This window comes from Pseudomonas sp. SCA2728.1_7 (genome assembly GCF_018138145.1).
Classification (GTDB): Bacteria; Pseudomonadota; Gammaproteobacteria; order Pseudomonadales; family Pseudomonadaceae; genus Aquipseudomonas; species Aquipseudomonas koreensis_A.
The window spans coordinates 2,454,852-2,469,203 of sequence record NZ_CP073104.1; the positions used below are offsets into that span (position 1 = coordinate 2,454,852).

The 14,352-nt window shown below is 60.1% G+C and carries 13 protein-coding genes; 9 read left to right on the forward strand and 4 right to left on the reverse strand.

Features of this window, described 5'->3' with window-relative positions; all coding sequences use genetic code 11:
* The first annotated feature begins 336 nt into the window (after positions 1 to 336).
* The 3 genes from KBP52_RS10860 to KBP52_RS10870 all read left to right on the forward strand — a co-directional run bounded on the left by KBP52_RS10860 (position 337) and on the right by KBP52_RS10870 (position 5,400).
* The gene (locus KBP52_RS10860; protein WP_077571597.1) at positions 337 to 1,695 is read left to right on the forward strand and encodes a TolC family outer membrane protein; all 1,359 of its coding nucleotides are present in this window, start codon (positions 337 to 339) and stop codon (positions 1,693 to 1,695) included.
* 173 nt (positions 1,696 to 1,868) lie between these two features.
* The gene (locus KBP52_RS10865) at positions 1,869 to 4,028 is read left to right on the forward strand and encodes a type I secretion system permease/ATPase (protein WP_212622730.1); all 2,160 of its coding nucleotides are present in this window, start codon (positions 1,869 to 1,871) and stop codon (positions 4,026 to 4,028) included.
* A 10-nt stretch (positions 4,029 to 4,038) separates the two neighbouring features.
* Entirely contained in the window at positions 4,039 to 5,400 is a 1,362-nt protein-coding gene (locus KBP52_RS10870) for an HlyD family type I secretion periplasmic adaptor subunit (protein WP_137218687.1), read from the forward strand.
* 120 nt (positions 5,401 to 5,520) lie between these two features.
* Here the strand turns inward: KBP52_RS10870 and KBP52_RS10875 are convergent, their stop codons facing one another.
* Positions 5,521 to 6,117 carry a DTW domain-containing protein gene (locus tag KBP52_RS10875; RefSeq protein WP_212622731.1) on the reverse strand — a complete coding sequence of 199 codons (597 nt, stop codon included), beginning with the start codon at positions 6,115 to 6,117 and terminating at the stop codon, positions 5,521 to 5,523.
* 18 nt (positions 6,118 to 6,135) lie between these two features.
* Positions 6,136 to 7,029: a LysR family transcriptional regulator gene (locus KBP52_RS10880; RefSeq protein WP_007914510.1), complete on the reverse strand. Its 894-nt coding sequence runs from the start codon at positions 7,027 to 7,029 to the stop codon at positions 6,136 to 6,138.
* 400 nt (positions 7,030 to 7,429) lie between these two features.
* Here KBP52_RS10880 and speB point away from each other — a divergent pair, with 400 nt between their 5' ends.
* The 6 genes from speB (at position 7,430) to KBP52_RS10910 (ending at position 13,009) form a co-directional block, all read left to right on the forward strand.
* The gene (speB, locus tag KBP52_RS10885; RefSeq protein ID WP_039761035.1) at positions 7,430 to 8,380 is read left to right on the forward strand and encodes an agmatinase; all 951 of its coding nucleotides are present in this window, start codon (positions 7,430 to 7,432) and stop codon (positions 8,378 to 8,380) included.
* Positions 8,381 to 8,390: 10 nt separating this feature from the next.
* On the forward strand, positions 8,391 to 8,813 hold the full coding sequence (locus KBP52_RS10890; RefSeq protein ID WP_077571594.1) for a nuclear transport factor 2 family protein: 423 nt from the start codon (positions 8,391 to 8,393) through the stop codon (positions 8,811 to 8,813).
* Between the two features lie 56 nt (positions 8,814 to 8,869).
* The gene (locus tag KBP52_RS10895) at positions 8,870 to 10,372 is read left to right on the forward strand and encodes a cytosine permease (RefSeq protein ID WP_077571593.1); all 1,503 of its coding nucleotides are present in this window, start codon (positions 8,870 to 8,872) and stop codon (positions 10,370 to 10,372) included.
* Positions 10,373 to 10,525: 153 nt separating this feature from the next.
* Positions 10,526 to 11,905: a sodium:solute symporter gene (locus tag KBP52_RS10900; protein WP_141128952.1), complete on the forward strand. Its 1,380-nt coding sequence runs from the start codon at positions 10,526 to 10,528 to the stop codon at positions 11,903 to 11,905.
* Between the two features lie 86 nt (positions 11,906 to 11,991).
* Positions 11,992 to 12,717 (forward strand): MBL fold metallo-hydrolase, encoded by a 726-nt coding sequence (locus KBP52_RS10905; protein ID WP_212622732.1) that lies wholly within the window; start codon positions 11,992 to 11,994, stop codon positions 12,715 to 12,717.
* Positions 12,718 to 12,760: 43 nt separating this feature from the next.
* Entirely contained in the window at positions 12,761 to 13,009 is a 249-nt protein-coding gene (locus KBP52_RS10910; protein ID WP_034153223.1) for a phosphopantetheine-containing protein, read from the forward strand.
* Between the two features lie 105 nt (positions 13,010 to 13,114).
* Here the strand turns inward: KBP52_RS10910 and KBP52_RS30685 are convergent, their stop codons facing one another.
* Positions 13,115 to 13,243, reverse strand: coding sequence for a PA1414 family protein (locus KBP52_RS30685; protein ID WP_007914492.1), 129 nt, complete (start codon positions 13,241 to 13,243; stop codon positions 13,115 to 13,117).
* A 142-nt stretch (positions 13,244 to 13,385) separates the two neighbouring features.
* Positions 13,386 to 14,279 (reverse strand): LysR family transcriptional regulator, encoded by an 894-nt coding sequence (locus KBP52_RS10915; RefSeq protein WP_212622733.1) that lies wholly within the window; start codon positions 14,277 to 14,279, stop codon positions 13,386 to 13,388.
* Between the last annotated feature and the right edge of the window lie 73 nt (positions 14,280 to 14,352).

Below are 14,352 nucleotides of genomic sequence, written 5' to 3' on the forward strand. Positions count from 1 at the left end.
AATCACTCGAGTGACAAAAAACTGTCGCTCGTCAGCCGCTACGCGTCCCTCCCCTTCAGCAGTACTTCGCCGTATGTCGCAAAGTGAGTGGAACTTTCCTCAAGCCTTTTTGCGCTCCCTAAAGCGCATAAAACAAAGGCTTTCATGCTGAACAATGTGCCGGTTTTTGCAAAGCGCATAAGTTTTTTTCGGCATAAGCCTTATGAAAATTTTTTCTTAGCTACGCTTCAGGATGTTCTTAGCTCTGTTGTTACAAGAGTGAAACGCTTGCACCTAAAAATATCGTCAAATATTTGGCGACAGTAACACACCATCAGGACTCAGGGAGATGCACCCATGCGCGTTCTAACCCCCCTCTGCAGCGCGGTTTTGCTGGCCATGGCTTGCACTTCCCAAGCCCAGGCCATGAACCTCACCGAGGCCATTCAAAGCACCATCGCCACTCACCCGGAACTGGCCTCGCGCGTGGACGCGCGCCTGTCCGCTGATGAACAAGTCAAAGTGGCCAAGGGCGGCTTCTATCCGTCCGTCGATTTGAACGCCGCGTATGGCCGTGGCTACAGCGATAACACCAACACCCGGGCCTTCGGTAATCACCACACCGAAATCCTCAATTACACCCAGTCGGAGCTGCGCCTGCGACAAATGCTGTTCGACGGCTTCAACACCGCCAACGAAGTCGAGCGCACCAAAGGCGTGTCCAATTCACGCGCATACTACGCGCAAGGCACCGCTCAGGATCTGGCCCTGCGCACCATCGAGGTCTACCTCGAAGTGCTCAAACGTCGCGAGCTGGTGACTCTGGCCAAGAACAACCTGCAGGCGCACTTGCGCGTCAACGACCAGATCGGCCTGCGCACCGAGCGTGGCGTCGGCAGCACCGCTGACTCCGACCAATCGGTAGCCCGTAAGGCCTTGGCGCAAAACAACCTCGACACCGCCGAAGTCGATCTGGCCGACGCCGAAGCCAACTTCTACAGCGTGGTCGGGCGCATGCCCGATGAGCTGGAAACCCCGGCCTCGACCCGCGGCGAACTGCCGACCGAATTGCGTGAAGCCCAACAGAGCATGGTCGACAACAACCCGTATCTGAAGTCCGCCCAGGCTGACGTGCAATCGGCCGAGAGCCAGTACGAAGTCGCCAAGTCGCCGTTCTATCCACGCTTCGACGCGGAAGCGGCCGTCGGTGCGAACAACAATGTGCAGGGCGATGAAGGCCACGACAACGAATGGCGTGTGGGGGTGGTGATGAACTACAACCTGTTCCGCGGCGGCAGCGACAAGGCGCGCCTGGCCTCCGATGCGCACCAGATCAACCAGGCAATGGACATCCGCAACAACGCCCTGCGCCAGCTCAACGAGAACATCCGTCTGGCCTGGAACGCTATGGTCAACGCGAAGAAGCAGACCCCGACCGCCCGTGAATACGCCGAAACCACCAAACGCGTGCGTGCCGCGTATCAGGATCAGTTCGGCCTCGGCCAACGGACCCTGCTCGACTTGCTCGACAGTGAAAACGAGCTGTACAACGCCAACCGTCGCTACACCGAAATCCGCTACACCGAGGAGTATTCGATGTACCGCGTGCTGGCGAACATGGGCCAGTTGTTGAGCAAACAACGGGTGGTGCTGCCAGCCGATGCGATCGCTGCGACTGAGGTCAAAAACGAAGCGCGCTTGCCCGAGCTGAAATAACCAACTCCCTGTAGGAGCTGCCGCAGGCTGCGATCTTTTGACGTTGTTTTTTACGATCAAGATCAAAAGATCGCAGCCTGCGGCAGCTCCTACACGTGATTGGGGTGATAGACGATCAAGCGTTCCGTTCAGTTTTATGTAGCCAGTGCCACCGTTTCACGGGAGCGATCAATATGACCAGCATGGAACCCGGCCACACCGGGATCGATCCGCGGCTGAGCTTCGATGATCCGTTACTCGACGGTCTGTTGATCCTTTGCAAACTGCATAGCGCAACGGTCAGTCGCGCCAGCCTGAGTGCCGGGCTGCCGCTGAACAAACAACGCCTGAGCCTCGACTTGCTGCCGCGCGCCGCTGCCCGCGCCGGGTTACAGGCGCGGGTTCTGCGCCGTGAGCTGAAAGACATCTCACCGCTGAACCTGCCGATTCTGCTGCTGCTCAACGACGGTCGCACTGCTGTTTTACGGCGCTTCGGTGACGACGGCAAAGCGCTGATCCTGCCCAGCGAAGCCGATGGCGGTGAGCAATGGATCAGCCGCGACGAACTCACTGAACACTACAGCGGCCAGGCCTTGTTCGCCCGTCCGCGCCATGAACTCGAAGACCTGCGATCACCACTGGTGCCACGGGTGCATGCGTGGTTTCGCGACACCCTGAAGCTGTCGAAATGGTTGTATAGCGATGCGATTCTCGCCAGTTTCCTGATCAACCTTTTAGGCCTGATGGTGCCGTTGTTCGTCATGCAGACCTACGACCGCGTGGTGCCGAATCAGGCGACGTCGACCCTGTGGGTGCTGTCGATCGGACTGTTGATCGGCACCGGTTTCGAACTGGTCTTGCGGGTGGTGCGTGCGCACCTGCTCGACACCGCCGGCAAGAAAACCGATGTGATCCTTTCCGCGACTTTGTTCGAACGCATCACCGGCATGTCGATGAAGGCGCGGCCAGCGACCATCGGCGGTTTCGCCCAGAGCATTCATGACTTTCAGGGCTTGCGTGAATTTCTCACGGCAGTGACGCTGACCAGCCTGATCGACCTGCCCTTCGTGGTGCTGATGCTGGTGGTGATCGGCCTGCTCGGCGGCTGGCTGGTGGTGATTCCACTGCTGGCGTTTCCGATCACCATCGTCTTCGCGATGATCATTCAGGTGCGCCTGCGGGACACCGTGCAAAAGAGCCTGAGCCTCGGCGCCGAACGCCAAGCGGTGCTGATTGAAACCCTCGGTGGCCTGGAAACTCTCAAGGCTTGCAGCGCCGAAAGCGAGCGCCAGCACAAATGGGAAAGCACCCACGGCGCCCTCACCCGCCTCGACAGCCACGCACGCAACCTGTCGGCACTGGCCACCAACGGCACGTTGTTCATTCAACAATTCTCGGGGATGGCGACGATTGTCGCCGGGGTTTACAGCATCATCGCCGGCAACCTCAGCGTCGGTGCGCTGGTCGCCAGTTACATGCTCGGCAGCCGCGTGCTCGCGCCGCTGGGGCAGATTGCAGGGCTGATCACCCGCTATCAGCAAGCGCAACTGACCATGAAAAGCACCGATGCACTAATGGCCCTGCCACAAGAGCGTGACGGCAAACAGCGGCCGCTGGAGCGCACTCAACTGCAAGGTGCGCTGGACGTCAGCGGCGTGACCTTTCATTACAACGGCCAGAATGCGCCGGCGCTGAGCAATGTCAGCTTCAGCCTGAAACCCGGTGAGCGGGTCGGCATCATCGGTCGTAGCGGTTCGGGCAAAAGCACCTTGGCGCGATTGGTCATGGGCTTTTATGAACCCGAGGAAGGCCAGCTGTTGCTCGACGGCCTCGACCTGCGCCAACTCGATGTCGCCGACCTGCGCCAGCAGATCGGTTATGTCGCCCACGACTTGCCGCTGCTGGCCGGCAGTTTGCGCGACAACCTGACCCTTGGCGCACGCTACATCAGCGACTCACGCATGCTCGAAGTGGCGGAGCTGACCGGCGTTACCGAACTCGCTCGTCAGCATCCGCAAGGTTTCGACCGGCCCGTGGGCGAACGCGGACAATTGCTTTCCGGCGGCCAACGTCAGGCGGTGTTGCTGGCGCGCTCGTTATTGCTCGACCCGCCGATCATGCTGCTCGACGAACCCACCAGCGCCATGGACAACAGCAGCGAGGACTTGCTGCGGCAGAAGCTGCACGGCTGGGTGCAAGGCAAGACGCTGCTGCTGGTCACCCACCGCACCTCGATGCTGAGCCTGGTGGACCGGTTGCTGGTGCTGGATAACGGCCGGGTCGTCGCTGACGGCCCGAAAGAAGCGGTCATCGATGCACTGCGCAAGGGCCGTGTCGGCTCGGCGGCGGTCTAGGAGTTGCCCCATGTCTGCTTCCTCCGATAGCAAAGATCGCGGCTACTTCGACAGTTTCGGCAAAAGCGCCGAAGCCGAATTCATGCCGGAAACCGCCGGCGCTTCCTTGCAGGATTCGCCGCGCTGGTCGCGGATCACCGTATGGCTGGCGGCGGCGCTGCTGATCAGCGCGGTGGTCTGGGCCAAGTTCGCCGTGCTCGAAGAAGTGACCATGGGCGAAGGCAAGGCGATTCCTTCGAGCAAGATTCAGGTGATCCAGAACCTTGAGGGCGGCATCGTCACCGAGATTTTCTTTCGTGAAGGGCAGATGGTGAACAAGGGCGATACCCTGCTGCGTCTGGATGACACACGCTTTCGCTCGAACAAGGGCGAGAGCGAGGCGGATCGCTATGCGTTGACGGCGCAGGTCGAACGGCTGTCGGCGGAGGCCGAGGGCCGGCCGTTCAAGCTCTCCGATGAAGTCATCGCCAAAGCGCCGCAAGTCGCCGAAGACGAACGTTCGCTATACGAGCAACGTCAGCGCCGGCTGGCCAGCGAGCAGCGCACGCTCAGCGAACAACTGCGGCAGAAGACTCAGGAACTCGCCGAGTTTCGCTCCAAGCAAGGCCAGTTCAGTTCCAGTCTGGCGCTGCTGCAGCAAGAAATGAACATGTCCGAACCGCTGGTGAAAACCGGTGCGGTATCCCCGGTGGAAATCCTTCGCCTCAAGCGCAGCGCAGTGGAAATCCGCGGTTCATTGAACGCCACGACGCTGGCCATCCCGCGCGCCGAATCGGCGATTGCCGAGATCCGCAGCAAGATCGACGAGTCGGAACAAACCTTCCGTTCGGAAGCGGCGAAAGAGCTGAATGAGAAACGCACCGACCTGTCGAAAATCACCGCCACCAGCATCGCCATCGACGACCGCGTCACCCGCACCACCGTGACCTCACCGGTGCACGGGGTGATCAAGCAATTGAAGGTCAACACCATCGGCGGCGTGGTCCAGCCGGGCAGCGACATGGTCGAAATCGTGCCGCTGGAAGACAACCTGCTGATCGAAGCCAAAGTGCGCCCACAGGATGTCGCGTTCCTGCATCCGGGCCAGAAAGCCATGGTCAAGTTCAGTGCTTATGACTACACGATTTATGGTGGGCTGAGCGCCAAGCTTGAGCTGATCGGTGCCGACACGATTACCGATGACAAGGGCAACAGCTTTTATCTGATTCAGGTGCGCACTGATAAAAACCACTTGGGCGGGGATGTGAAACCGCTGTTGATTATTCCGGGGATGGTGGCGACGGTGGACATTATTACCGGGGAGAAAAGTGTTCTGGATTACTTGCTGAAACCGGTGCTGAAAGCCCGGACCGAGGCGATGCGCGAACGGTAAATCTCGCTGTAACCTGCGTTGACTGAACAATTGCTATCGCGAGCAGGCTCACTCCTACCTTTGGAATGCATTCCCCTGTAGGAGTGAGCCTGCTCGCGATGGCGCCAGTCCAAACAACACTTATCTATCGCCATGATTACGCTGAAACGTCTCCTCCCCCATCGCCGCAATCTGCCCCTCGATCAACGCCTCGAACGGCTTGAGCAACGGTTCAAATGACGCCGACGGTTCCAGCGTCTGCAACGCCTGCGCAATCGCCTCGATGGTCGACAACGCCCCCGGTCCCGGTGCCTTGCGCAAGCGATAGCGCGACACGCCACCTTCGGCCAACGTCACCCGTGGCAAAGCCGCCAACAGAGGATTGAGGTGCAACATCTTGCGCGCCTTGCGCCAGGTGCCATCCGGAACGACCAGCAACAGTGGTTCATCGGACTCGCCATAAGCCTGCATCGGCTGCGCATCATCGGCGGGAAACAACAGACGTACCCGATAGCCCGGCCGGTTCAACAGCGCCGGTAAATCCTCGAATACTTCACCAACAATCAGCTCGGCATTGGTCAGTCCCAACGCCGCCAATCGAGCAGTATTCAACGCATGATTGACCTCACTCGGATGCTGCAACAGCAACACTCGCGTGCGGCTGTCGAGGCTCGGGATCAGCGGGCACAGGCAATGGCTCTGGGGGCGCAGGCAGCGCGGGCATTGCGGTCTGGACATACTTCTTTTCCCTACAAGCTAAGCCTGATTGAGCTGAGCTTTGAGCAAATCACGGAAGGTCTGGATCAGCGGTTCACGGCTACGACCCCGACGCATGATCATCGAAAACGGCGCCTGATAACCGAAGGTCGCCGGCAGCAGCACGCGCAGGTCACCCTTGTCGGCCCAGGCCTGAGCGTAGTGTTCTGGCAAGTAACCGATGTAGGCACCGGACAGCACCAGAATCAGCTGCGCTTCCATACTTTCCACGGTGGCGGCGCTGTGTTTAAAGCCGTGGCGGGCCAATTCGGCCTGACTCCAGTAACCACGCCCGACCATGCGTTGCTGGGTAATGACTTGCTCGGGAATGCGCCGCTCGTTGAACAACGGATGCCGGCTACTGCAATACAACCAGTGTTGTTCGCGGTACAGCGGCATGTAGATCAGACCGCTCATGCGCGTGGAAAACGCACCGATGGCCAGATCGAGGCGGTTGTCCTGCACGCCGAGTTGCAACTCGTACGGGCTCATCACCGACAGATGCAAATGCACCGCTGGGTGTTCCTGGCTGTAGGCGCCGATGGCTTCGGCAAAGGGCAAGGCCTTGTCACTGACGGTGGAGTCGATCACACCGAGGTTGAGCGTGCCGCGCAGTTCGCCCTTGAGCGCGGCGGCGTATTGCTCGAAACCTTCGAGTTCGGCGAGCAGGCGCAGGGTTTCCTGATGGAACAATTCACCCTTGCTGGTCAGGCTGAAGCCGCCGCGCCCGCGATGGCACAACACCAGGCCGAGCGCGGCTTCGAGCTGGCTCATGTAGGTGCTGATCGCCGAGGTCGACAGGTTGAGTTCCTGTTGGGCGTTGGCGAAACCCTGATGACGCACGACGCTGACGAAGATGCGCAACAGTTTCAGGTCGGGTAAAGCGTTGGCCATGTCTACTCCGGGCTTTGCAACTGTGTGTCTGTGGGAAAAGCCCCTCACCCCAGCCCTCTCCCCGAGGGAGAGGGAGAGGGAGCCTACCGAGCTGTTATGAGGATTTACGCCGACCTGCGATATCGAGTCGAACTCAGGATTCAAAAGCAATGGAGATCGGCCCCCTCTCCTGGGGGAGAGGGCTGGGGTGAGGGCAGCAATCCCCAGCCGATCACAATCTTGAACCCGCCGAAGTCTAATCCCAGCCTCGCCATTAGTTTAGAAAAATCTGAACTAAGTTTTTGCCCGTAGCGATTCTTCCGCCGCACTACATTTCGCATCATCGGCCCCACAGCGGCGTCCGACCCCGTGCTCAACGGCGCGCCGACATAAATAAAACAAAGACGATGAGGCCTTACCCGTGGACAAGATTCTTCACCAACCACTGGGCGGCAACGAAATGCCGCGCTTCGGCGGCATCGCCACCATGCTCCGACTCCCCCATGTACCGACCGCTGCCGGCCTGGACGCTGCCTTTGTTGGCGTGCCCCTGGACATCGGTACTTCGCTGCGCCCCGGCACCCGCTTCGGGCCACGCGACATCCGCACCGAATCGGTGATGATCCGCCCGTACAACATGGCGACCGGCGCGGCGCCGTTCGACTCGCTGTCGGTGGCCGACATCGGTGACGTGGCGATCAACACCTTCAACCTGCTCGACGCCGTGCGCATCATCGAAGAAGCCTACGACAACATTCTCGAGCACAACGTGATCCCGATGACCCTGGGTGGCGACCACACCATCACCCTGCCGATCCTGCGTGCGATCCATAAAAAGCATGGCAAGGTCGGTCTGGTGCACATCGATGCCCACGCGGACGTCAACGATCACATGTTCGGCGAGAAGATCGCCCACGGCACCACGTTCCGTCGCGCTGTCGAAGAAGGTCTGCTGGACTGCGACCGCGTGGTGCAGATCGGTCTGCGCGCGCAGGGTTACACCGCTGACGACTTCAACTGGAGCCGTGATCAGGGCTTCCGCGTGGTGCAAGCCGAAGAGTGCTGGCACAAGTCGCTGGCGCCACTGATGGCCGAAGTACGCGAGAAAGTCGGCGGCGGTCCGGTGTATCTGAGCTTCGACATCGACGGCATCGATCCGGCCTGGGCACCGGGCACCGGCACCCCGGAAATCGGTGGTCTGACGACCATTCAGGCGATTGAAATCATTCGCGGCTGCCAAGGCCTCGACCTGATCGGTTGCGATCTGGTAGAAGTCTCGCCCGCTTATGACACCACCGGCAACACCTCGCTGCTGGCCGCCAACCTGCTGTACGAAATGCTCTGCGTACTGCCTGGTGTGGTCCATCGCTGAGGGTCGGGTCATGAACGAACGTGATCAGGTTTTGCAAGCGGCCGCCGACCTGGTATCCGCCTTCGCCCGTAACGATCGCGAAGCTTATTTCGGCGCGTTCAGCGCCGATGCAAGTTTCGTCTTCTACACCCTCGAACAGCCGCTGCTGTCGCGCGATGCCTATCAGGCCTTGTGGGACAGCTGGCGCGCCGAGGATGGCTTCGAGGTGCTCTCGTGCACTTCGAGCAACGCCTTCGTCAGCCTGCAGGGTGACGTGGCGATTTTCATCCATGACGTGGCCACCGAGCTGCGCATGCAAGGGGAGCAACACTTCAGCCAGGAGCGCGAGACGATTGTTTTCAGGAAACAAGCGTCGAGCCTAGAACAACAAGGCCATTGGCTGGCCTGTCACGAACATTTGTCCGCAATGCCGGAAGGGCTGCCATCCCCTTAGCCAAACAGGTGACGCCTCACGCACGATGAGGCGCGCCTTTATGATCGGAGCAGATCATGAATAACAACAACAACGACCAAAGCCTTACGCAAATTGAAACCCACGGGGTCGAACAGATCCCGGACCACGAACGCAGCGCAGGCCCGACGGACTTGTTCCGGATGATCTTCGGTGGTTCGAACACCTTTGCCACCGCCGTGCTCGGCAGTTTTCCGGTGCTGTTCGGCCTGTCTTTTCAGGCCGGCGTCTGGGCGATTGTGCTGGGCGTGTTGCTTGGCTCGCTGATCCTCGCACCGATGGGCCTGTTCGGCCCGCTCAACGGCACCAACAATGCCGTGTCATCCGGTGCGCACTTCGGCGTGCACGGGCGGATCGTCGGTTCGTTCCTGTCGCTGTTGACCGCTATCGCGTTTTTCTCGCTCTCGGTGTGGAGTTCGGGGGATGCGCTGATTGGTGGTGCAAAACGCCTGATCGGTCTGCCGGAAACCGACCTGACTTTGGGCCTGGCCTACGGTCTGTTCGCGATTCTGGTGCTGACCGTGTGCATCTACGGCTTTCGCTTTTTGCTGTGGGTGAACAAGATCGCGGTGTGGAGCGCCAGCCTGCTATTCCTGCTGGGCATCTTCGCCTTCGCCGGTCCTTTCGATGTGAACTACGCCGGTACGGTGAGCCTCGGTCAGCCAGGCTTCTGGGCCGCGTTCATCGGCGCTGCGCTGGTGGCGATGAGCAACCCGATTTCCTTCGGCGCGTTCCTCGGCGACTGGTCGCGCTACATCCCGCGTGACACCTCCAAGCAGCGCATCATGGCGGCGGTGGTGCTATCGCAGATCGCCACGTTCATCCCGTTCCTGTTCGGCCTGAGCACCGCGACCATCGTCGCGATCAAGGCGCCGGACTACATCGCGGCGAACAACTATGTCGGGGGTTTGCTGGCGGTGTCGCCGAGCTGGTTCTTCCTGCCGGTATGCCTGATTGCGGTAATCGGCGGCATGTCCACCGGCACCACCTCGCTGTATGGCACCGGGCTGGACATGTCCAGCGTGTTTCCCCGCGTGCTGTCGCGGGTCAAGGCGACGCTGCTGATCGGCGTGCTGTCGATTGCCTTCATCTTCATCGGCCGTTTTGCCGCGAACCTGGTGCAGAGCGTGTCGACCTTCGCGGTGCTGATCATCACCTGCACCACGCCGTGGATGGTGATCATGATCATTGGTCTGTTGGTGCGTCGCGGCTTCTATTGCCCGGATGACCTGCAAGTGTTCACGCGCGGCGAACAGGGCGGACGCTACTGGTTCAGCCACGGCTGGAACTGGCGCGGTCTGGGTGCATGGATCCCGAGCGCGGCGGTGGGTTTGTGCTTCGTCAATTTGCCGGGGCAGTTCGTTGGCCCGCTGGGTGAAATGGCCGGCGGCATCGACATCAGTTTGCCGGTGACATTGGGCCTGGCTTCGGTGGTGTACCTGACGCTGCTGAGCCTGTTCCCGGAACCGCGCGAAGTGTTCGGCCCGAAGGATGCCCGGCGTGAAGCCGCAGTAAAACCTCAACTGCGCCAGGCCGCCTGACGCCGATCCCCTGTGGGAGCGAGCCTGCTCGCGAAGACTTCAGCACATTCAACATTGATGTGACTGACAGACCGCCTTCGCGAGCAGGCTCGCTCCCACAGTGAGATTCGAATTCAGCCTCAACATAAAAAAGACAATCGGAGACACGCCATCATGGCTTTGGATTTATTCGTCGTCCTCATCTACGCCGCCGGCATGCTCTTGCTCGGCTACTTCGGCATGCGCAAGGCCAAGACCAACGAGGACTTTCTCGTCGCCGGGCGTAACCTCGGCCCAAGCCTGTACATGGGCACCATGGCCGCGACCGTGCTCGGTGGTGCGTCCACCGTCGGCACCGTGCGTCTGGGCTACGTGCATGGCATCTCCGGTTTCTGGCTGTGTGCGGCACTCGGTTGCGGCATCGTCGCGCTGAACCTGTTCCTCGCCAAACCGCTGCTGAAACTGAAGATCTACACCGTTACCCAGGTCCTGGAAAAACGCTACAACCCGATGGCCCGCTCGGCCAGCGCGGCAATCATGCTGGCCTACGCGCTGATGATCGGCGTGACCTCGATCCTCGCCATCGGCACCGTGCTGCAAGTGCTGTTCGGCCTGCCGTTCTGGATCTCGGTACTGCTTGGCGGTGGCGTGGTGGTGATCTACTCGGCGATCGGCGGCATGTGGTCGCTGACCCTGACCGACATCGTCCAGTTCATCATCAAGACCGTGGGCCTGATGTTCATCCTGTTGCCGATCTGCCTGTACCGCGTCGGCGGTTGGGACGAACTGGTGCTGAAACTGCCGGCAACTGCCTTCAGCTTCACCACCATCGGCTGGGACACGATCATCACCTACTTCATGATCTACTTCTTCGGCATCCTGATCGGTCAGGACATCTGGCAACGGGTATTCACCGTCAAGACAGCCAAAGTCGCGCAATACGCCGGCAGCATCGCCGGCATCTACTGCATCGTCTACGGTCTGGCCTGCGCGCTGATCGGCATGGCCGCGCACGTGCTGATCCCGGATCTGGACAACGTCAACAACGCCTTCGCCGCCATCGTCAAACTGTCGCTGCCGGACGGCATCCGTGGTCTGGTGATCGCGGCTGCACTGGCGGCGATGATGTCCACCGCCAGCGCCGGCCTCCTTGCCGCGGCCACTACTCTGACTGAAGACCTGCTGCCGAAACTGCGTGGCGGCAAACCGTCGAGCCTGGGCATCAACCGCCTGTTCACCCTGCTCACCGGTATTGTCGTGCTGGGTATCGCGCTGGTGGTGAACGATGTGATCAGTGCCCTGACCCTCGCCTACAACCTGTTGGTGGGCGGCATGCTGATCCCGCTGATGGGAGCGATCTTCTGGAAACGCGCGACCACCGCCGGCGCCATCGCCAGCATGGGTCTGGGTTTTGCCACGGCGCTGCTGTTCATGTTCAAGGACGGTCTGGATGCCAACACACCGATCTACTACAGCCTGGCTGTGGGTCTGGTGAGTTTTGTGGTGGTGAGTCTGGTCTCCCCTCGCCCGGCGACGGTGGCGAGTGCGATCTAAGCTCTGATGTAACGACTTGATGCTTTCTTCGACGGGTGTGGCGTCGGTTGCCACACCCGTTTTTTTACGTCTGGAGAAAATGGCTGATGAAGATCGTATCGCGTGATCATTGGTTTGAAGTGCAGAGTTTGAGTGACGGTATTCGGCTGATTCATGAACCGTATATCCGGCCGTTCTACCGCTGCAACCTGTGGCACATTCAGGGTCGCGACAAAGACCTGTTGCTCGACAGCGGTTCGGGGCTGGTGAGCCTGCGCGAGCAGTTGCCATGGATCACCGAGCGACCGCTGGTGGCGGTGGCCAGTCATTGCCATTTCGACCATATCGCCGGGCATCACGAATTTACTGAACGGCTGGTGCATCCAGCCGAAGCGGACATCCTTGCGGCGCCGGATGGCGAAAACGACTTGAGCCGCGCGTTCGTCGGCGATGACATGTTCGAAGCGCATCCGGATTGCCCGTTGTGCTACGCCGAATACCGGGTCAAAGCCGCGCCGGCCACCGGGTTTGTCGAGGACGGCGATGTACTGGATCTGGGCAATCGCACGCTGCAAGTGCTGCACACGCCGGGGCATTCGCCGGGCGGGATCAGCCTGTATGAGGCGGCGACGCAAACCCTGTTCAGCGGCGACATCATCTACGACGGGCCGCTCATCGAAGACGCCTACCACTCCAATCTTGAGGATTACGCCGCCAGTCTGCGGCGTTTGCAGGCGTTGCCGATCCGTACGGTGCACGGCGGGCACTTTGGCAGTTTTTCCGGGGAGCATTTGCGCTCGATGATTGACCAGTGGTTGCGCGGCCACGCCTGAGGCCTGCTTCACTCAAGCACAACAACCATCAGAAATATCTGCCATGAGAAGAGCTGCCGTGCGTGCCGCCGTGCATCGATATATCCGGCGTCTGCTGGAAACCCGCGAATTCAACGACAACACCAGTCTGGTGCAGTTGGGCCTGGAGAAAGCCGACATCGAGGATTTGATCTTTCATCTGGAAGATGAATTCGGACTGACGGCGTTCACCGCCGAGGAAGACCGCATGCTCAAGACCGCGAAGACGGCGAATGACTTGAGCCGGTTTTTGCTGGAAATCGGCCGTCATTAAAAGCAAAAGATCGCAGCCTTCGGCAGCTCCTACATTAATCCGTGCAGGAGCTGCCGAAGACTGCGATCTCTTGATCTTGAATCCTTTGATCTCGGATCGGGGGCGTTACCGGCGCCGTTGTTGACGGCGGCGCTGCTCGTCATCGGTGCGGATCGGTACAGGTTGCAGAGGCGGTTCGATCAAACCGAGGGCAACACCCAAATCGTGCAGCCAGTTTTGAATTTTCTCTTTCATCGTCATGCCCCCTTCAGGGTGGTGCTGAGCGGCCGGAATTCTGAGGCCGCTTCGCACTGATAATAGTCCGAAGTCCTACGCAATGCTCGGCCAAATCCGCAATGATCTGTTACTGAATTGAACAGAGTTCGCCGCCATTGGTTCAGGCTGTTTCCCGGGTTTCGATCTGAGCCGCGGGATAGACAGCCTGCTGCACCTCGATCCACGCATTAAGGTTGGCGCCCAGCATGCCTTTGCGCCACATGAGCCAGGTTGTCGCACCCACAAATGGCTCGGCCAACGGATGCATCGCCACGCTGTCGCGGCCCGGCAGACTGGCCAGCATCGACTCCGACATCAGCGCCACGCCGCTGCCGGCAATCACGCAGGCGAGCATGCCCTGATAGGACTCGATCTCCATCGCCCGGCCCATGGTCGCGTGGTAGTGCGAAAACCAGGCTTCCAGACGCATGCGATAGGAGCAGCCCCGGCGAAAGGTAAACACCGACCGCCCTTCGACATCCCGGGCACTGCGTACCGGCGGATGATCAATTTCAGTGATCAGCACCAGCCGCTCTTCGCACAACGGCACGCCGTCGAGCCCGGCCAGTTCCAGCGGGCCATCGACCAACGCGGCATCAAGACGACCGGTGAGCAAGCCTTCCAGTAACTCTCCACTGGGCGCTGACTGCACCTGCAGATTCACCGCCGGATACTGCTTGTGATACTGCGCCAGCAGCGCCGGCAAATGGATCGCCGCCGTGCTGTACATGGTGCCCAGAGCGAAGTCGCCGGCCGGTTTGCCACCCATTACCGCGGCACTGGCTTGATCGCGCAGGGCGAAAAGTTTGCCGGTGTAGTCCAGCAAGACTTTTCCCGCAGGCGATAGCTGCAAACGCTGACGCTCACGGACGAAAAGTTCGACACCGAGTTGTTCCTCAAGCTGCTTGAGCCGGGTCGACAGGTTCGACGGCACCCGGTGCAGGCGTTCGGCGGCGCGGGTAATCGAACCCTCCTCGGCCACAGCCTGAAAGATCCGCAGTTGGCTGAACTCCACAACCTTTCTCCATAACAGAACAAGTTACTCACTATTATTCAATTTTAAAGAAAGTCAATCAGTCCTAGCCTGA